Genomic DNA, 19,581 nt, shown 5'->3' on the forward strand with positions numbered 1-19,581 from the left:
CTGCAGACTAAGCCGCAGAAGTTAAAAGTTGTAAGCCCAAGGTAAATAGCCGGTAAAGGCGCTTTTCTTAACGCGCTCCAGTGCTTATCTTTCAGCCTCCCGAAGAAGAAGCTCTCGCGCCCAATGGTTGATCACTCCATGCAATCCTCCCCCCGCAACTCCCGCCGCTGGCTGTTCGGCCTGCTCGTGCTGCTGGTTATCGCCGGCCTGTGCTGGAAATTCTGGCCAGGCGGCGCCGCCCACAAAGACGCACCGGCCGGGCATACCGGTAAAACCGGCATGGCGCGCCCGGGGTTCGGCGGGTCCACCGGCCCGGTGCCGGTGCGTGTAGCGCCGGCGGTACTGGGGGAGTTCCCGGTGTACTACAAGGCCTTGGGCACGGTCACCGCGCTCAATACCATCAATGTGCGCAGCCGGGTGGGGGGCGAACTGGTCAAGATCGCCTTTGAAGAAGGGCAGATGGTCAAGGCCGGCGACCTGCTGGCCGAGATCGACCCGCGCAGCTACCAGAATGCCTTGCTCCAGGCCCAGGGCACGCTGATGCAGAACCAGGCCCAGTTGAAAAACGCCCAGGTCGACGTGCAGCGTTATCGCGACCTCTACGCCCAGGACAGTATCGCCAAGCAGACCCTGGACACCGCCGAAGCGCTGGTCCTGCAATACCAGGGCACGGTCAAGACCAACCAGGGCGCGGTGGACGATGCCAAGCTCAACCTCGAGTTCACCAAGATCCGCGCGCCTATCAGTGGTCGCGTCGGCTTGCGCCAGGTCGATGTGGGCAACCTGGTGGCGGCCAACGACACCACCTTCCTCGCGGTGATCACCCAGACCCAACCGATCAGCGTGGCCTTCACCCTGCCGGAAAACACCCTGGAAACCGTGCTCGCCCGTTATCACGCCGGCAACAAGCTGCCCGTGGAAGCCTGGGACCGTGGCGACGTCAAACGGCAGGCCACCGGCGTGCTGCAAAGCCTGGACAACCAGATCGACGTCACCACCGGCACCCTGAAATTCAAGGCGCGTTTCGATAACAAAGACCAGGCGCTGTTCCCCAACCAGTTCGTCAATGTGCATCTGCTCGCCGATACCTTGCACAACGTGGTGCTGGCGCCGTCCGCCGCGATTCAGTTCGGCAACACCGGCACCTTTGTCTACAAGCTCGATGGCGACAAGAAGGTCAAGGTCCAGCCGCTGGTGGTGGGTGACACCGATGGCGACAACACCGTGATCAAGGAAGGCCTGGTCGCCGGCGACCGCGTGGTGCTGGAAGGCACCGACCGCCTCAAGGACGGCAGCGAGATCGAAGTGGTCAACGACAGCAGCGAAGTGCCGACCACCCCCACCGAACACCTGCAAGGCAAGCCTGCGGCTAAAGGGGAGACCGGCACCACCGCCGGCAAGGCGCAAAAGGTCGGTTCATGAACCTGTCGCGGCTGTTTATCCTTCGCCCGGTCGCCACCACGCTGAGCATGCTGGCGATTGTTTTGGCCGGCATTATTTCCTACCGCTTGTTGCCGGTCTCGGCGCTGCCCCAGGTGGATTACCCGACGATCCGGGTGATGACCCTGTACCCCGGTGCCAGCCCCGATGTGATGACCAGCGCGGTCACCGCGCCCCTTGAGCGCCAGTTCGGACAGATGCCCGGCCTGACCCAGATGGCGTCCACCAGTTCCGGCGGCGCCTCGGTGCTGACCCTGCGTTTCAACCTCGACATCAATATGGATGTCGCCGAGCAACAGGTGCAGGCTGCAATCAATGCCGCCACCAACCTGCTGCCCAAGGATTTGCCGGCGCCGCCGGTGTACAACAAGGTCAACCCGGCGGATACCCCGGTGCTGACCCTGGCCATTACCTCCAAGACCATGCTGCTGCCCAAGCTCAATGACCTGGTCGACACACGCATGGCGCAGAAGATCGCGCAGATCAGCGGCGTCGGCATGGTCAGCATCGCCGGTGGCCAGCGCCAGGCCGTGCGCATCAAGGTCAACCCCGAAGCCCTGGCGGCCAACGGCTTGAATCTCTCCGATGTGCGCACCCTGATCGCCGCGTCCAACGTCAACCAGCCCAAGGGCAACTTCGACGGCCCCACGCGGGTGTCGATGCTCGATGCCAACGACCAGTTGGTGTCGCCCCAGCAATACGCCGAGCTGATCCTGGCCTACAACAATGGCGCGCCTCTGCGCCTCAAGGATGTGGCACAGATCGTCGACGGCGCCGAAAACGAACGCCTTGCCGCCTGGGCCAATGAAAACCAGGCCGTACTCCTCAATATCCAGCGCCAGCCGGGCGCCAACGTGATCGAGGTGGTCGACCGCATCAAGGCGCTGCTGCCGAGCATCACCGACAACCTGCCGGCCGGCCTCGACGTGACGGTGCTTACCGACCGCACCCAGACCATCCGCGCCTCGGTCACCGATGTGCAGCACGAATTGCTGATCGCCATCGCTCTGGTGGTGATGGTGACGTTCCTGTTCCTGCGGCGGGTCAGCGCCACGATCATTCCGTCGATTGCCGTGCCGCTGTCGCTGGTGGGCACCTTCGGGGTGATGTACCTGGCCGGGTTCTCCATCAATAACCTGACGCTGATGGCCCTGACCATTGCCACCGGTTTCGTGGTGGACGATGCCATCGTGATGCTGGAGAACATTTCCCGCTACATCGAGGAAGGCGAGACGCCGCTGGCCGCTGCGCTCAAGGGCGCCAGGCAGATCGGCTTCACCCTGATTTCCCTGACCCTGTCACTGATCGCCGTATTGATCCCGCTGCTGTTCATGGCTGACGTGGTGGGACGGCTGTTCCGCGAATTTGCCATCACCCTGGCGGTGGCGATCCTGATTTCCCTGGTGGTGTCCCTGACGCTCACGCCGATGATGTGCGCGCGTTTGCTCAAGCGCGAGCCCAAGGAAGAAGAGCAGAGCCGTTTCTACAAGGCCAGCGGCGCCTGGATCGATTGGCTGATCGAAGCCTACGGGCGCAAGTTGCAATGGGTGCTCAGGCACCAGCCGCTGACCCTGTTGGTGGCCATTGCGACCCTGGGCCTTACGGTGGTGCTGTACCTGGTGGTGCCCAAGGGCTTTTTCCCGGTGCAGGACACCGGGGTGATCCAGGGTATCTCCGAAGCGCCGCAGTCGATTTCATTCGCCGCCATGAGCCAGCGCCAGCAGGAACTGGCGCAGATCATCCTCACCGACCCGGCGGTGCAAAGCCTGTCGTCCTATATCGGCGTGGATGGCGATAACGCCACCCTCAACAGCGGCCGCTTGCTGATCAACCTCAAGCCCCACGGCCAGCGCGACTTGAGCGCAGCCCAGGTGATCACGCGCCTGCAACCGCAGATCGACAAGCTGGTGGGCATCCGCCTGTTCATGCAGCCGGTGCAGGACCTGACCATCGAAGACCGTGTCAGCCGCACCCAGTACCAGTTCAGCATGTCCTCGCCGGACGCCGACCTGTTGGCCCTGTGGAGCGGCAAGCTGGTGCACGCACTGAGCCAGATGCCGGAACTCACCGACGTCGCCAGCGACCTGCAGGACAAGGGCCTGCAGGTGTACCTGGTGATCGACCGCGATGCGGCCTCGCGCCTCGGGGTGAGTGTGTCGACCATCACCGACGCACTGTATGACGCGTTCGGCCAGCGGCAGATTTCCACCATCTACACCCAGGCCAGCCAGTACCGCGTGGTCTTGCAGGCCCAGTCGGGGGAAACCCTCGGCCCGGCGGCGCTGAACCAGATCCATGTGAAGACCATCGACGGCGGCCAGGTGCGCCTGTCCAGCCTGGCCCATGTTGAGCAGCGCCAGGCGCAGTTGGCGATTGCGCACATCGGCCAGTTCCCGGCGGTAATGATGTCGTTCAACCTGGCCCCCGGCGTTGCGCTGGGCAAAGGCGTGGAGCTGATCAACCAGGCGCAGAAGGACATCGGCATGCCGGTGGGCGTGCAGACCCAGTTCCAGGGCGCTGCCCAGGCGTTCGAAGCGTCGCTGTCGAGCACCTTGCTGCTGATCCTGGCGGCGGTGGTCACCATGTACATCGTGCTGGGTGTGCTCTACGAGAGCTATATCCACCCGATCACCATTCTCTCGACCTTGCCCTCGGCCGCGGTGGGGGCCTTGCTGGCCTTGCTGCTCAGTGGCAACGACCTGGGCATGATCGCGATCATCGGCATCATCCTGCTGATCGGTATCGTCAAGAAGAACGCGATCATGATGATCGACTTCGCCCTCGACGCCGAACGCAACCAGGGCCTGGACCCGCAGACCGCGATCTACCAGGCGGCGCTGCTGCGCTTCCGGCCGATCCTGATGACCACCCTGGCCGCCCTGTTCGGTGCAGTGCCATTGATGCTGGCCACCGGCTCCGGTGCCGAACTTCGCCAGCCCCTGGGCCTGGTGATGGTCGGCGGCCTGCTGGTGAGCCAGGTGTTGACGCTGTTCACCACGCCGGTGATCTACCTGTATTTCGATCGCCTCGGCCGCCGCTGGCGCAAAGAGCCGCAAAGCCTGGAGCCGGTTGAGTCATGAACCTGTCCGGACCTTTCATTCGCCGGCCGGTAGCGACCCTGCTGCTGAGCCTGGCGATCATGTTGCTGGGCGGTGTCAGCTTCAACCTGCTGCCGGTGTCGCCGCTGCCGCAGATCGATTTCCCGGTGATCGTGGTCTCGGCCAGCCTGCCCGGCGCCAGCCCCGAGGTGATGGCCTCCACGGTGGCCACGCCGCTGGAGCGCTCCTTCGGCGCGATTGCCGGCATCACCACCATGAGCAGTTCGTCGAGCCAGGGTTCCACCCGGGTCATCCTGGCATTCGATTCAGACCGTGATATCAACGGTGCCGCGCGGGAAGTGCAAGCAGCCATCAATGCCTCGCGCAACCTGCTGCCCAGCGGCATGCGCAGCATGCCCACCTACAAGAAGATCAACCCGTCCCAGGCGCCGATCATGGTGCTGTCGCTGACCTCGGACGTGTTGCAGAAGGGCCAGTTGTACGACCTGGCCTCGACCATCCTCTCCCAAAGCCTGTCCCAGGTGCCGGGTGTGGGTGAAGTGCAGATCGGCGGCAGCTCCCTGCCGGCGGTGCGTATCGAGCTGGAACCCAAGGCCCTCGACCAGTACGGCGTGGCCCTGGACGACGTACGCAACACCATCGCTAATGCCAACCAGCGCCGGCCCAAGGGCTCCCTGGAAGACAGTGAGCGCAACTGGCAGATCCAGGCCAACGACCAGCTGGAAAAGGCCAAGGACTACGAGCCGCTGCTGATCCGCTACCAGGACGGCGCCGCCCTGCGCCTCAAGGATGTGGCGAAGATCAGCGACGGCGTGGAAGACCGCTACAACAGTGGCTTCTTCAACAACGATTCGGCGGTGCTGCTGGTGATCAACCGCCAGTCCGGCGCCAACATCATCGAGACCGTCAGGCAGATCAAGGCGCAACTGCCGGCGCTGCAGGCGGTGCTGCCGTCCAGCGTCAAGCTCAGCCTGGCCATGGACCGCTCGCCGGTGATCACCGCGACCCTGCATGAAGCCGAGATGACCCTGCTGATTGCGGTGGGCCTGGTGATCCTGGTGGTGTACCTGTTCCTCGGCAACTTCCGCGCCTCGCTGATTCCAACCCTGGCGGTGCCGGTGTCGCTGGTGGGCACGTTTGCGATCATGTACCTGTACGGTTTCTCACTGAACAACTTCTCGCTGATGGCGCTGATCCTGGCCACCGGCCTGGTGGTGGACGATGCCATCGTGGTGCTGGAGAACATTTCCCGGCATATCGACGCGGGCGTGCCGCCGATGAAGGCCGCCTACCTGGGTGCCGAGGAAGTCGGGTTTACCTTACTGTCGATGAACGTATCGCTGGTGGCGGTGTTCCTCTCGATCCTGTTCATGGGCGGGATCGTCACCAACCTGTTCCGCGAGTTTTCCATCACCTTGTCGGCGGCGATCATCGTGTCGCTGATCGTGTCGCTGACGTTGACGCCGATGCTCTGCGCCCGTTGGCTCAAGCCCCACGTGAAAGGGCAGATGACCGGCCTGCAGCGTTGGAGCCAGAAGATCAACGACCGCATGGTGGCCGGCTACGCCACCAGCCTGGACTGGGTGCTGCGCCATCGCCGCCTGACCTTGCTCAGCCTGCTGCTGACCATTGGCGTGAACGTGGCGCTGTACGTGGTGGTCCCGAAAACCTTTATGCCGCAACAGGACACCGGCCAATTGATCGGCTTTGTGCGCGGGGATGACGGCCTGTCGTTCAGCGTCATGCAGCCGAAGATGGAAATCTTCCGCAAGGCGGTGCTCAACGACCCGGCAGTGCTCAGCGTGGCCGGCTTTATCGGCGGCAACAACGGTACCAACAACGCGGTGATGCTGGTTCGCCTCAAGCCCATCAGCGAACGCAAGGTGTCCGCCCAGGCGGTGATCGAGCGCCTGCGCAAGGATGTGCCGCTGGTGCCGGGCGGGCGCCTGTTCCTGATGGCCGACCAGGACCTGCAATTTGGCGGCAGCCGTGACCAGACCAGCGCGCAGTATTCGTACATCCTGCAAAGCGGCGACCTGGCCGCGCTGCGCCTGTGGTACCCGAAAGTGGTCGCGGTGCTGCGTGAGCTACCGGAGCTGACCGCCATCGACGCCCGCGAAGGCCGGGGCGCGGCCCAGGTCACGCTGATTGTCGACCGTGACCAGGCCAAGCGTCTGGGCATCGACATGGACATGGTCACCGCGGTGCTCAACAACGCCTACAGCCAGCGGCAGATTTCCACCATCTACGACAGCCTCAACCAGTACCAGGTGGTGATGGAGGTCAACCCCAAATACGCCCAGGACCCGATCACCCTCAACCAGATGCAGGTGATCACCTCCACCGGCGCGCGGGTGCCGTTGTCGACCATTGCCCATTACGAGAACAGCCTGGCGGACGACCGCGTCAGCCACGAAGGCCAGTTCGCCTCGGAAAACATCGCCTTCGACATGGCCCCCGGCGTCACGGTGGAGCAGGGCACGGCGGCCATCGAGCGGGCGATTGCCAAGGTTGGCCTGCCGGAAGATGTGATTGCCAAGATGGCCGGCACCGCCGATGCCTTTGCGGCCACGCAGAAGGGCCAGCCGTTCATGATCCTCGGCGCGCTGGTGGCGGTGTACCTGGTGCTGGGCATTCTGTATGAGAGCTATATTCACCCGCTGACGATCCTCTCGACCCTGCCGTCGGCCGGTGTCGGCGCGATGCTGGCCATCTACCTGACGGGAGGGGAGTTCAGCCTGATTTCCCTGCTCGGCCTGTTCCTGTTGATCGGGGTGGTGAAGAAGAACGCGATCCTGATGATCGACCTGGCGTTGCAGCTGGAGCGCAACGACGGCCTGGGCCCGCTGGAATCGATTCGCAGCGCCTGCCTGTTGCGTCTGCGGCCGATCCTGATGACCACCCTGGCGGCCATCCTCGGCGCCTTGCCGCTGCTGCTGGGCACCGGCGATGGCGCGGAAATGCGCCATCCCCTGGGCCTGACCATCATTGGCGGCCTGATTTTCAGCCAGGTCCTGACCCTCTACACCACCCCGGTGGTTTACCTCTATCTCGACCGCGCGCGCCACCGCTTCAACGCCTGGCGCGGTGTGCGTACCGATGCTGCCCTGGACACTGCGCTATGACCGATTCAACCTTCGCCAATGCACTGCTGGCTTCCGACACGGCACTCGCCCCTGTAGGAGGGAGCTTGCTCGCGAAAAAACGGCAGGCACCGCGTTCATTCAGGCTCGGCGCGTTATCGTTAACGACCTTCGCGAGCAAGCTCGCTCCTACAGTAGGGTTGGCGTTGTTGCTCAGCGCCTGTGCCGTCGGCCCGGATTACAAGCGCCCGGAAGTCACTGAACCCGCGCAGTTCAAGGAAGCCCAAGGCTGGCGCCAGGCCGCGCCGAGTGATTCCCTGGCCCGTGGTGCCTGGTGGGAGCTGTACGGCGACCGCCAACTCAACGACCTGGTGCTGCGCCTGAATAATTCCAACCAGACCGTGGCCCAGGCCGAAGCGCGTTTTCGCCAGGCCCAGGCCCTGGTGCGCAGCTCACGCGGGGCGTTTTACCCCACCGTCGACCTGAGCGCCGGTAAAACCCGCGCCAGCCAGGGCACCGGCAGCAGCAGCGCCAGCCTCAGCAGTTCCAGCAGCGGGATCCGTGACACCCTCAATGCGCAGCTCGGCGTGAGCTGGGAAGCCGATATCTGGGGCAAGTTGCGCCGTGGCCTGGAGGCCAACGAGGCCAGTGCCGAAGCCAGCTCGGCGGATCTGGCCGCGATGCGCCTGAGCCAACAGTCGGAACTGGTGCAAAGCTACCTGCAACTGCGGGTCATGGACGAGCAGACCCGCCTGCTGCAAGCCACGCTGGACACCTACCAGCGCTCCCTGCAAATGACCGAAAACCAGTACCGCGCCGGGGTTTCCGGCAAGGACGCGGTGGCCCAGGCGCAAACCCAGCTCAAGACCACCCAGGCCAGCCTGATCGACCTGATCTGGCAACGCGCTCAACTGGAAAATGCCATCGCCGTGTTGATCGGCGAGGCACCGGCCAACTTCAACCTGGCGGTGAGCAAGGACATCCCGGCCCTGCCGCAGATTCCGGTCAGCCTGCCGTCGCAATTGCTTGAACGGCGCCCGGACATCGCCTCGGCCGAACGTTCGGTGATCGCCGCCAACGCCAATATCGGCGTGGCCAAGGCCGCCTATTACCCGGACCTGACGCTGAGCCTGGCCGGTGGCTATTCCAGCAGCACCTATGCCGACTGGATCAGCCTGCCGAACCGCTTCTGGTCGGTAGGGCCGAAACTGGCCATGACCCTGTTCGACGGCGGCCAGCGCTCGGCGGAAGTCGACCGCACCGTGGCGTCCTACGACGAAACCGTGGCCAAGTACCGCCAGACCGTGCTCGACGGCTTCCGTGAAGTGGAAAACTACATGGTCCAGCTTAAGGTGCTGGAAGACGAGGCGGTGGTCAGCAACGAAGCCCTCGAGGCCGCCCGAGAATCGCTGCGCTTGACCCAGAACCAGTACAAGGCCGGGCTGATTGCCTATCTGGATGTGGTGACTGTCCAGGCCACGGCGCTGAGCAACGAGCGCACCGTATTGACCCTGTTGCAGAGTCGCCTGGTGGCCAGCGTGCAACTGATCGCCGCGCTGGGCGGTGGCTGGGATGGGCAGACGCCGATTGCCGAGGAGGATTGATCTCGAGGGAGACGCGGATTCCTAGGCAGGGAGCTTGCTTCGCTGATATGGCAGCCCCCCATACTTATTGATATACAAGGCGGCATCATACAATTCTGATAGATGTCAAATTAGCAAATTTATATGCCGTGAATATCTCCGGGTCTTTAGTGCCCAGTGTGAGGCATTCATGATCAAATGCTGTTAGCTCCCCTCCCGAAGAAAGGGGGGGTGTATTGGCATATATAAGAAGATTAGAGTTCAAAGGCACGTATTTTAGAATTTCTGCTATCTTACCGGAGACTCTGAATTTTAAAATTCGAGTGTCCGAGTCTTTAATCTCGTACTCTTTACCGGCTCGAGAACAATAGGTTACGACCTTGTCTTCAAAGCCATCGATTCTCCCCCACACCTCATACTCTTCTCGGTTGTAGCATAGATGAGTACCCATTACATATTCGCCATCTTCAATTTTCAATGAGCCGTGTTCTGCAACGACTTTCTCGACAAAGGGTTTTATCTCGGTGACCGTTGTGGCCTCACCAATCGCCTCAATTCTATAAGCGTTAATTTTTCCACCCTGCTCTCGGATACTTTGCGTTCCTTTCAGGGGGGCCAATATTTTCATGGTTCATGGGGTACAAAATCGCTATGACAGCCATTTTTTGAAACTCCGGCAGAATATACCCATAAGCTTCACCCAAGCAGTCTCAATAAACACCTGTAAGAAATGACAGTTTTCTAGAATTATGTGGAATTAAAAATCCATTTTTGTATGGGGTAAGTCTCGGTGCAGTTTTGCTGTGTGCCCATTCAGCGTAAGCCATAGCCACCTCTAAGCTGATGGATTCGACGCCGTGGGGATAGGCTTGCTAAAGGCGCATGGTTTGCATCTGTTTGCTCAGTGATCCGAAGTGGGATAGCACTTGGGCGTACCTGAAAACGCATGGGCCTTTGAGCCAGGAGATTGACGTCAAATTGCCACTAGTGGCCCTCTGATAATTAATCAACTGTCCAAGAATTATTCTCGCTACAATCGCCCGCTTTGCCACTTGGCACGGGCGTTTCGGGTCCGTTGCCCACGAGAAGTCCCATGCTTATCGGTAGCTATTCCCCCTCGCTGGTCGCGATCTCGCTGTTTGTCGCGATCCTCGCTTCCTACACCGCCCTGGACCTCACCGGCCGCATCGCGACCGCCAAGGGGCGCGCTGTGTATTTATGGATAGCCGGCGGGGCCATGGCGATGGGGGTAGGCGTCTGGTCCATGCACTTTATCGGCATGCTGGCGTTGCGCCTGCCGTTTGCCTTGGGCTTCGACATCGGTATCACCGCGCTGTCGTTGTTGATCGCGGTATTGTCCTGCGGCTTTGCATTATGGCTGGTCAGCCAAGCGCGTTTGCCTGCCTGGCAACTGGCGTTTGGCGCGCTGGTCATGGGCAGCGGTATTGCCAGCATGCACTACACCGGCATGGCCGCGATGCGCATGACGCCGGGCATCGACTATGACCCCACGCTATTTGGCCTGTCGTTGCTGATCGCGGTGGTGGCGTCCGGAGCCGCGCTGTTGATTGCGTTCAACCTGCGCCGTAACACGCCTTACGTACGCCTGGCCCGTGGTGGTGCGGCGGTGGTGATGGGCTTTGCAATCGTCGGCATGCATTACACCGGCATGGCGGCCGCACGCTTTGCCGACGAGAGTTACTGCGCCGCCGTGCTGGACGGTTTGAGCGGCAAGGGCCTGGATAACCTGGTGTTGGTGACGACCCTGGCGGTACTGGCCATCGCGTTGCTGACGTCGTTGCTCGACGCGCGCCTGGAAGCCCGCACTGCGGTGCTCGCCGACTCGTTGACCCAAGCCAACCAGGAACTGACCCACCTGGCCCTGCACGATATGCTCACCGGCCTGCCCAATCGCACCTTGCTGGCCGATCGTATTCAACAGGCCATCGAGGCGGTAAAGGAGCAGGGCGGTTGCTTTGCCCTGATGTTCATCGACCTGGATGGCTTCAAGCCGGTCAACGATGCCTTTGGCCACCACATGGGCGACCAGTTGTTGCGCGAAGTCGGCCTGCGCCTGCGCGAAGACCTGCGCAGTCACGACACCCTGGCGCGCATCGGCGGCGATGAGTTTGTATTGCTGGTGCAGTTGACCCAGCCCGATGATGCCCTCGGCCTTGCCGAGCGCCAGGTGGTGCTGATCAACCGCGCGTTCCAGGTGGCCGAGCATGAGCTGAAGATTTCCGCCAGCGTCGGCATCGCCATGTTCCCGGGCAATGGCAACACCCCCCAGGAACTGCTGATGAACGCCGACGCCGCCATGTACCATGCCAAGGGCATGGGCAAGAACGGCTACAGCTTCTTTGATGTGTCGATGAACACCAATGCGCGCAAGCAATTGCAACTGCTGCAAGACCTGCGCAATGCCCTTGAGCACGAGCAGTTCCGGCTGTATTACCAGCCCAAGTTTGATGCGATCAGTGGGATCCCGGTGGGCGCCGAAGCGTTGGTGCGCTGGGAGCATCCGCAACAAGGCGTGTTGTTGCCAGCGACCTTTATCGACCTGGCGGAAAAAACCGGCCTGATCATCCCCATCGGCGAATGGGTGCTCAATGAAGCCTGTCGCCAAATGAGCCTGTGGTACGCCCAGGGTTATGAGCACTGGCGCATCGCGGTGAACTTGTCGGCGTTGCAGTTTTGCCACGCCGGGCTGGTCAACAGCGTGGCCGGCGCCCTGGCGCGGCACCGGTTGCCGGCCAACAGCCTGACCCTGGAAATCACCGAGACCACCGCGATGAGCGATGCCGATGCGAGCATGACGGTGTTGCAGCAGCTGTCGGACATGGGCGTGGACCTCTCCATCGACGATTTCGGTACCGGCTACTCCAGCCTGATGTACCTCAAGCGCCTGCCGGCCAACGAGTTGAAGATCGACCGTGGTTTTGTGCGTGACCTGGAGCATGACAGCGACGACGCCGCCATCGTGTCTGCCATTGTTGCCTTGGGCCAGGCGCTGGGGCTGCGAATCGTCGCTGAAGGTGTGGAAACCGATGTGCAGCAGAGTTTTCTCACACGGTTGGGGTGTAACTCCCTGCAAGGCTACCTGCTCGGCCACCCGTTGCCGGCGGACGGTTTCATGGACCATATCCAGCGCGGTGAAGACGCAGCGGCGCCTGACAAAAGCCGTGCGTGACGGTTAGTATCGGATCCAACCCTAAACACCAGGTTGGATCAGGAGACCGCACGCATGGACAAAGTCCTCATCATCACCGGGGGGAGCCGTGGTATCGGCGCCGAGACGGCATTGCTGGCTGCCCGCGAGGGCTATCGCCTCTGCATCAACTATCACTCCGATGAAAAAGCCGCCCACAGCGTGCTCGAGCAGGTTCGCGGCCTCGGTGCCCAGGCGATTGCGGTGCGCGCGGATGTCAGTATCGAAGATGAAGTGATTGCGCTGTTTCATCGTGTGGACGCCGAACTGGGCCGCGTCACCGCGTTGGTCAACAATGCCGGCACCGTGGGGCACAAGTCGCGGGTGGATGAGATGTCCGAGTTCCGCATCCTGAACATTCTCAAGACCAATGTGCTCGGTCCGATCCTGTGTGCCAAGCACGCGCTGCTGCGGATGTCGCCCAAGCATGGCGGGCAGGGCGGCAGTATCGTCAACGTGTCTTCGGTGGCCGCACGCCTGGGTTCGCCGGGTGAGTACGTCGACTACGCCGCATCCAAGGGCGCACTCGACACCTTCACCCTCGGCCTGTCGAAAGAAGTGGCGGGCGAGGGCATCCGCGTCAACGCGGTGCGCCCCGGCTACATCTTCACCGACTTCCACGCCCTGAGCGGCGACCCGGACCGGGTCAGCAAGCTCGAGTCCGGTATTCCCATGGCCCGTGGCGGGCGGCCCGATGAAGTGGCGGAAGCGATTATCTGGTTGCTGTCGGACAAGGCTTCGTATGCCACGGGGACTTTTCTGGATTTGGGGGGCGGTCGCTAGCTCATGCAGTGCCTGCACCGGCGCCATCGGGGGCAAGCCCCCTCCCACACTTGAGAGTATTCACAGCCCAAAATGTGGGAGGGGGCTTGCCCCCGATGGCGTCAGAAAGCGCAACGTCATCCCTCAAAACGACCGCACAATCCGCCCCAACGTTTCCATCGCTTTCTCCGAGGCCTCGGTCCACGGGCTGCCGTAGTTCAGGCGAATACAGTTGCGAAAGCGCTGGGTCGCCGAAAAGATCGGCCCCGGCGCAATGCTGATGCCTTGCGCCAGCGCCATCTGGAACAACTTCAGCGAATCGGTCTGCTCCGGCAATTCCAGCCACAGGAAATACCCGCCGGCCGGTTGGCTCACCCGTGTCTGCGCCGGGAAGTAGCGGGCGATCGCCGCCAGCATGGCGCTTTGCTGTTCTTCCAGGGCATAGCGCAGTTTACGTAAGTGGCGGTCATAGCCGCCGTGTTGCAGGTAGTCGGCAATCGCCGCTTGCGCCGGCATCGAGGGGCACAGCGAGGTCATCAACTTCAAGCGCTCGACTTTCTGCGCATAGCGCCCGGCCGCCACCCAGCCGACGCGATAGCCCGGCGCCAGGCTCTTGGCGAAGGAGCCGCAGTGCATCACCAGGCCTTCGGTGTCGAAGGCCTTGGCCGGCTTGGGGGCCTGCTGCCCGTAGTACAGCTCGGCATAGACATCGTCCTCGATCAACGGCACCTGGTGGCTGCGCAATAACTCGACCAGCGCCTGCTTCTTTGCTTCCGGCAATGTGGCGCCCATGGGGTTCTGGAAGCTGGTCATGGTCCAGCAGGCCTTGATCGGGTAGCGCTCCAGGGTTTGCGCCAGGGCGTTGAGGTCGATGCCGTCGCGCGGGTGCACCGGGATTTCCACCGCCTTGAGCTTCAGGCGCTCCAGCACTTGCAGGCAGGCGTAGAACGCCGGGGCCTCGATCGCCACCAGGTCGCCCGGTTCGGTGACCGCCTGCAGGCACAGGTTCAACGCTTCCAGGGCGCCGTTGGTGATCAGCAGCTCCTCCATGGGCAGCATCAGGCCGCCGACCATATAGCGCAGGGCAATCTGCCGACGCAGTTGCGGGTTGCCCGGCGACATATCGGTGACCACCAGGCGCGGGTCCATCTCGCGGCTGGCGCTGGCCAGGGAGCGGGCCAGGCGCGGCAGCGGGAACAGCATGGGGCTGGGGAAGGCCGAGCCGAAGGGCACGGTGTTGGGGTCTTTGATCGAATCGAGTACCGAGAACACCAGTTCGCTGACATCGACTTCGGTGGACTCATGCACCTGCTCGCTCACCACCGGTTCGGAGAACGGGCTGGGTGCATGGGTGTTGACGAAGTAGCCGGAGCGCGGCCGTGCCCGGATCAACCCGCGACGCTCCAACAGGTAGTAGGCCTGGAACACCGTGGACGGGCTGACGCCATAGGTCTGGCTGGCATAGCGCACCGACGGCACACGCTGGCCGGGGCCGAGCACGCCGGAGCGGATCAGTTCTGCGATGTCGTCGGCGAATTTTTCGTAGCGTTTCATGTTGGCCTTAAACAAATAGGTAATATGAGTGCAGCCCCTCTCACATTTGATCGGCATCATTTCCGACAGCGAGGTCTCAGCGGTTCAGTGGTGCCACAAAGCGGCTGTCGGCGGCGCTGTAGATCCACGGCTCGTCCACATCCGAAACCTTGAAGCGCACTGTCTGCGAGCTGCTCGCCGGCTTGTCGGCCAGCAACGCCACCGACACCGGCACATCGACGATTTCCCCCGGTGCCAGGCTGATCTCGGTCTTGCCTTGCAGTTGGAAACCCTCTGCATCCAGCAGCTCCACCCGGTATTCCTGGCGCTGCTGTGTCTTGTTGATGACCTTGAGGCTGTAGATGTTTTCGATCTGGCCCTGGGCGTTCTCGCGGAACATGCCGCGGTCCTTGGTCACGTCCAGCGACACCATTGGCCGCTCCACCAATGCCACCACCAACGCCGCAATCATCACCAGCAGCACCGCACTGTAGCCGATCAGGCGCGGCCTGAGCAGGTGGGTCTTGCCGCCTTGCAGTTGATGCTCGGAGGTGTAGCTCACCAAGCCCCGCGCATAGCCCATCTTGTCCATGATCGAATCGCAGGCGTCGATGCACGCCGCGCAGCCGATGCACTCCATTTGTAGGCCGTCGCGGATGTCGATGCCGGTGGGGCAGACCTGCACGCACAGCTGGCAGTCAATACAGTCGCCGAGGCCGACAGCGGCTGGCGTGACCTCGCGTTTACGCGGGCCGCGATGCTCGCCACGGGCGCTATCGTAGGAAATGGTCAGGGTGTCTTTATCGAACATCACGCTCTGGAACCGCGCATACGGACACATGTGCATGCACACCGCTTCACGCAGCCAGCCGGCGTTGATGTAGGTGGCGGCGGTAAAAAACAGCACCCAGAACAGACTCACGCCGCCCATTTGCCAGGTCAGCAGTTCGGCGGCCAGGGGGCGGATCGGCGTGAAGTAGCCGACAAAGGTCAGCCCGGTGAGCACGCTGATGCCCAGCCACAACGTGTGTTTGGCCGAGCGTCGCGCGAGTTTGTTCAGGCTCCAGGGCGCCGCTTGCAGCTTGATACGCTGGTTGCGCTCGCCCTCGGTGACCTTTTCGCACCACATGAACAGCCAGGTAAACGAGCTTTGCGGACAGGTGTAGCCACACCACACGCGGCCGGCGAACACCGTAATCGCAAACAGGCCGAAGGCACAGATGATCAGCAAAGCGGATAACAGGATGAAATCCTGGGGCCAGAAGGTGGCGCCGAAAATATGGAATTTGCTTTCCGCCAAATCCCACAGCACGGCTTGCCGCCCACCCCAGTTCAGCCACACCGTGCCGAAGAACGCCAGGAACAGAAAGCCCGCGCCGGCCACGCGCAAGGTGCGGAACAGGCCGGTGAAACTGCGGGTATGGATCAGGTTGTCGCTGGATTTGGCCTTCACCTTCTTTGGGTGTATCGGCTCAAAGGTTTCCACGGTTGGGATTCGTTCGCTCATGGTCGTTCGCTCATCAGCCTCCATCAGGCCGATGAACTATGCGCGCCGGTCTGTTTGCGTAACAGACTCAGGTATGGCGATAAAAAGCGGATCAGATGGGCTTTGGCCAGGGGCCTGCGTCAATGTGCTGCACCCCATGGCGCTTGAGGTGCAGCCAGCTCTGGCGCGTGCTGATACAGATCAATTAAATCAGCGAACCAGGTTCTTCAGCCTTTACATGCTGGCGCCCATCATGGGCACCCGCCACCGTCAGGGCGTCGGCCTCGGCTTCGGTGATGTAGATCCGCTCGGCGGCCAGTTCCACGTACGACATGGATTTGTCGGTGTCGGTAACGATATTGACCCGGGTCGCCGGCACACTCTGTTCCTGTCCGTTCTCATCGAGCATGAAGTAGCACAACTGGTTTTCGATACGTATTGTCATGTCGATCTCCTTTTCATGAGCTGTGTAAGGTTAGGGTTCGGCGATGCCGGCGCGTTCAAGGCAACTGACTGGCGGTCGCCGCTGTCCATCCTTTATCAATAAAGACAAAGGACAGTGTTCATGGACGCCTGGTGGCATGAAGTGTGGCAAACCCTGCAGGCCGAATTTGCCGATATCGGCGACGCCCGGCAGCTCACCCAGATCACCGTGCGCCTGGTGATCGCCGCGATCCTGGGCGGCATTCTCGGGTTCGAACGCGAGAGCAAGGGCAAGGCCGCCGGCGTGCGCACCCACATGCTGGTGGCCTTGGGCGCAGCGTTGTTTGTCATGGTGCCGCAGATGTCCGGCAATCAGGCAGATGCCATGAGCCGCGTGGTGCAGGGTGTGATTGCCGGGATTGGGTTCCTGGGCGCCGGCACCATCATCAAGGGCAAGGATGATGACGAGGGGCATGTGAAGGGCCTGACGACGGCTGCCGGTTTGTGGATGACCGCTGCGATTGGGGTCTCGGCCGGATTGGGTCGGGAATCGACAGCGGTACTGAGTACCTTGTTGGCCTTGGCGGTGTTCAGCGTGATGCCAAAAATCGTCAAGCGGTTTGAGAAGGACTGACGATCACCGGCGGCATGGTCGTCGGCGGTTCCTCTACCGGTGGCGGTTCATTTTCCGGCGGTTCCTTCTCGGGAATCGGCTCGGGCTCCGTGGGGGGCAAGGTCGGGTTGTCGATATTCGGGTCCGGGGTTTCTGCCGGGATCGGGATATTCATCGGTGTGGCCTCCTTTGTGCTTTGCTCCAGTGGTGGACATCCGCCGGGGCCAATTGATTCCCCGCCCAGTGGCGGTACATCCAGCTGAACTTTTAACCCAGGCCCAAGCTCGGACCTATAGCGGCCCTGCTCAGGGAGAGCGCGGCCGTATCGGAATTCGGATCAAGCAAAGAGCGTCCACAGGGCGTAAGGGGAAGATGCTCGATGACTGCTGAAACACTGGCTCCAGAAGACTCCATATTGCCGCTGTCCCAGGCGCTGTTGCTGCCCAGGATCGCGATCGAAAGCACTTCACCCGTGATCGACGGCGGCGAATTTGCCGTCAAGGCCGTGGTGGGCCAACGCGTCAACGTCACCAGCAAGGTATTCGCCGATGGCCACGACAAGCTGGCCGTACTGATCCGTTGGCGTGCGCTGCATGAAGAAAGCTGGCACAGCGTGGTCATGAACGACGTGGGCAACAATGGCTGGGAAGGGGCGTTTACCGTCACCGTCCAGGGCCCTCACGAATACTGCATCGAAGCCTGGATCGATACCTTCGCCAGCTTCTGCTATGAACTGCGCAAAAAACATGAAGCCGGGGTGCCGGTCAGCCTGGAGTTGCAGGAAGGCCGCAGCCTGGTGCTGCAGGCCGCCGAACGCAGCGACAACGAACTGCGCGACCGCCTGATGCTGTTGCACCACGAACTCTCCGGTTTGCTGGAAACCGAGCAGGTCGCGCTGTTTTTGCACGAAGACAGTGCACACCTGATGACCCAGGCCGACCACCGCGCCTACTTGAGCATCAGCACCGTCTACCCGATTGATGTGGAGCGCGAGGCGGCGCAGTTTGCCAGTTGGTACGAGCTGTTTCCCCGTTCGATCACCGACGATCCGGCCCGCCACGGTACGTTCAACGACGTGCACTCGCGCCTGTCGATGATCCATGACATGGGGTTCGACGTGCTGTACTTCCCGCCGATCCACCCGATCGGGCGCAGCCACCGCAAAGGCAAGAACAATTCCCTGACCGCAGGCCCCGATGATCCGGGCAGCCCCTATGCCATCGGCAGCGAGGAGGGCGGCCATGAGGCCATCCACCCGCAGTTGGGCAGCCGTGATGACTTCAGGCGCCTGGTCAAGGCCGCCGCCGAGCATGGTCTGGAGATCGCCCTGGATTTCGCCATCCAGTGCTCCCAGGACCACCCGTGGCTCAAAGAACACCCAGGCTGGTTCAATTGGCGCCCGGACGGCACGATCAAATATGCCGAGAACCCGCCAAAGAAGTACCAGGACATCGTCAACGTCGACTTCTATGCCGCGGATGCGATCCCAGGCCTGTGGACCGAGCTGCGCGACATCGTGGTGGGCTGGGTGGAAGAGGGCGTGAAGACCTTTCGCGTCGACAACCCCCACACCAAGCCGCTGCCCTTTTGGCAGTGGCTGATCGCCGATGTACGGGCAAAGCATCCCGAGGTGATCTTCCTCGCCGAGGCGTTCACCACCCCGGCGATGATGGCGCGCCTGGGTAAGGTCGGTTACTCCCAGAGCTACACCTACTTCACCTGGCGCAATACCAAGGCCGAACTGGCCGAATACCTGGCGCAATTGAACGAGTCGCCGTGGCGCGAATGCTACCGGCCGAACTTCTTCGTCAACACGCCGGATATCAACCCAGGCTTCCTGCATGAGTCCGGGCGCCCAGGTTTCTTGATCCGCGCCGCGCTGGCCACCATGGGTTCGGGCCTGTGGGGCATGTATTCGGGGTTTGAGCTGTGTGAGGCGGCACCGGTGCCGGGCAAAGAGGAATACCTGGACTCGGAGAAATACGAGATTCGCCCTCGGGACTTTACCGCACCCGGCAATATCATCGCCGAGATCGCCCAGCTCAACCGCATCCGCCGCCAAAACCCGGCCTTGCAGACCCACCTGGGGCTGAAGCTCTACAACGCCTGGAACGACAATATCCTGTACTTCGGCAAGCGCAGCGAGGATGGCAGCAACTTCATTCTCGTAGCCGTCAACCTCGACCCGTTCAATGCCCAGGAGGCCCACTTCGAGTTGCCGTTGTGGGAATTGGGCCTGCCGGACGATGCGCAGACCCAGGGTGAAGACCTGATGAACGGCCACCGCTGGACTTGGTATGGCAAGACCCAGTGGACGCGGCTTGAGCCGCAGATGCCGTTCGGGATCTGGCGCATCAGCACCTCCTGAGCCTGGTGAAGATCAACATGTGG

The 19,581-nt window shown here is 62.0% G+C and carries 13 protein-coding genes; 8 read left to right on the forward strand and 5 right to left on the reverse strand.

Annotation, left to right across the window (positions count from 1 at the left end):
- Positions 1-123: 123 nt before the first annotated feature.
- Genes BB029_RS25470 through BB029_RS25485 form a run of 4 tightly spaced genes read left to right on the forward strand, consistent with a single transcriptional unit; the run spans position 124 to position 9,186 of the window.
- On the forward strand, positions 124-1,422 hold the full coding sequence (locus BB029_RS25470) for an MdtA/MuxA family multidrug efflux RND transporter periplasmic adaptor subunit (RefSeq protein ID WP_027606396.1): 1,299 nt from the start codon (positions 124-126) through the stop codon (positions 1,420-1,422).
- On the forward strand, positions 1,419-4,520 hold the full coding sequence (locus BB029_RS25475) for an MdtB/MuxB family multidrug efflux RND transporter permease subunit (RefSeq protein ID WP_065941273.1): 3,102 nt from the start codon (positions 1,419-1,421) through the stop codon (positions 4,518-4,520). Before BB029_RS25470 ends, BB029_RS25475 begins: the two co-directional genes overlap by 4 nt.
- Complete coding sequence (locus BB029_RS25480) at positions 4,517-7,624, forward strand: efflux RND transporter permease subunit (protein WP_065941274.1); 3,108 nt, start codon at positions 4,517-4,519, stop codon at positions 7,622-7,624. Before BB029_RS25475 ends, BB029_RS25480 begins: the two co-directional genes overlap by 4 nt.
- Positions 7,621-9,186, forward strand: coding sequence for an efflux transporter outer membrane subunit (locus BB029_RS25485; protein ID WP_083236491.1), 1,566 nt, complete (start codon positions 7,621-7,623; stop codon positions 9,184-9,186). The genes BB029_RS25480 and BB029_RS25485 overlap by 4 nt, the downstream gene beginning before the upstream one ends.
- A gap of 85 nt (positions 9,187-9,271) precedes the next feature.
- Here the strand turns inward: BB029_RS25485 and BB029_RS25490 are convergent, their stop codons facing one another.
- Positions 9,272-9,793, reverse strand: a complete 522-nt coding sequence (locus tag BB029_RS25490; RefSeq protein WP_065941275.1) for a hypothetical protein — start codon at positions 9,791-9,793, stop codon at positions 9,272-9,274.
- Between the two features lie 465 nt (positions 9,794-10,258).
- Between BB029_RS25490 and BB029_RS25495 the strand changes: the two genes are divergently transcribed.
- Both BB029_RS25495 and BB029_RS25500 read left to right on the forward strand, forming a co-directional pair.
- A complete protein-coding gene (locus tag BB029_RS25495) occupies positions 10,259-12,355 on the forward strand; it encodes a bifunctional diguanylate cyclase/phosphodiesterase (RefSeq protein ID WP_065941276.1) in 2,097 nt (698 codons plus the stop codon).
- Positions 12,356-12,409: 54 nt separating this feature from the next.
- Positions 12,410-13,156, forward strand: a complete 747-nt coding sequence (locus BB029_RS25500) for an SDR family oxidoreductase (RefSeq protein ID WP_065941277.1) — start codon at positions 12,410-12,412, stop codon at positions 13,154-13,156.
- Between the two features lie 123 nt (positions 13,157-13,279).
- On the opposite strand, the gene mapR is transcribed toward BB029_RS25500, so the two are convergent.
- The 3 genes from mapR to BB029_RS25515 all read right to left on the reverse strand — a co-directional run bounded on the left by mapR (position 13,280) and on the right by BB029_RS25515 (position 16,599).
- The gene (mapR, locus tag BB029_RS25505) at positions 13,280-14,689 is read right to left on the reverse strand and encodes a GntR family transcriptional regulator MpaR (RefSeq protein ID WP_065941278.1); all 1,410 of its coding nucleotides are present in this window, start codon (positions 14,687-14,689) and stop codon (positions 13,280-13,282) included.
- A gap of 76 nt (positions 14,690-14,765) precedes the next feature.
- Positions 14,766-16,175: a cytochrome c oxidase accessory protein CcoG gene (gene ccoG / locus BB029_RS25510; protein WP_065941279.1), complete on the reverse strand. Its 1,410-nt coding sequence runs from the start codon at positions 16,173-16,175 to the stop codon at positions 14,766-14,768.
- Positions 16,176-16,359: 184 nt separating this feature from the next.
- Entirely contained in the window at positions 16,360-16,599 is a 240-nt protein-coding gene (locus BB029_RS25515; protein ID WP_065941280.1) for a DUF3203 family protein, read from the reverse strand.
- A 120-nt stretch (positions 16,600-16,719) separates the two neighbouring features.
- Here BB029_RS25515 and BB029_RS25520 point away from each other — a divergent pair, with 120 nt between their 5' ends.
- Positions 16,720-17,211, forward strand: coding sequence for an MgtC/SapB family protein (locus BB029_RS25520; protein ID WP_065941281.1), 492 nt, complete (start codon positions 16,720-16,722; stop codon positions 17,209-17,211).
- On the opposite strand, the gene BB029_RS33410 is transcribed toward BB029_RS25520, so the two are convergent.
- Positions 17,189-17,365 carry a hypothetical protein gene (locus tag BB029_RS33410; protein WP_168166841.1) on the reverse strand — a complete coding sequence of 59 codons (177 nt, stop codon included), beginning with the start codon at positions 17,363-17,365 and terminating at the stop codon, positions 17,189-17,191. The genes BB029_RS25520 and BB029_RS33410 overlap by 23 nt on opposite strands.
- Before the next feature lie 204 nt (positions 17,366-17,569).
- Here BB029_RS33410 and BB029_RS25525 point away from each other — a divergent pair, with 204 nt between their 5' ends.
- Positions 17,570-19,558, forward strand: coding sequence for an alpha-1,4-glucan--maltose-1-phosphate maltosyltransferase (locus BB029_RS25525; RefSeq protein WP_065941282.1), 1,989 nt, complete (start codon positions 17,570-17,572; stop codon positions 19,556-19,558).
- The last annotated feature ends 23 nt before the right edge of the window (positions 19,559-19,581 follow it).

The organism is Pseudomonas sp. S3E12 (assembly GCF_001702295.1).
Lineage (GTDB): Bacteria > Pseudomonadota > Gammaproteobacteria > Pseudomonadales > Pseudomonadaceae > Aquipseudomonas > Aquipseudomonas marginalis.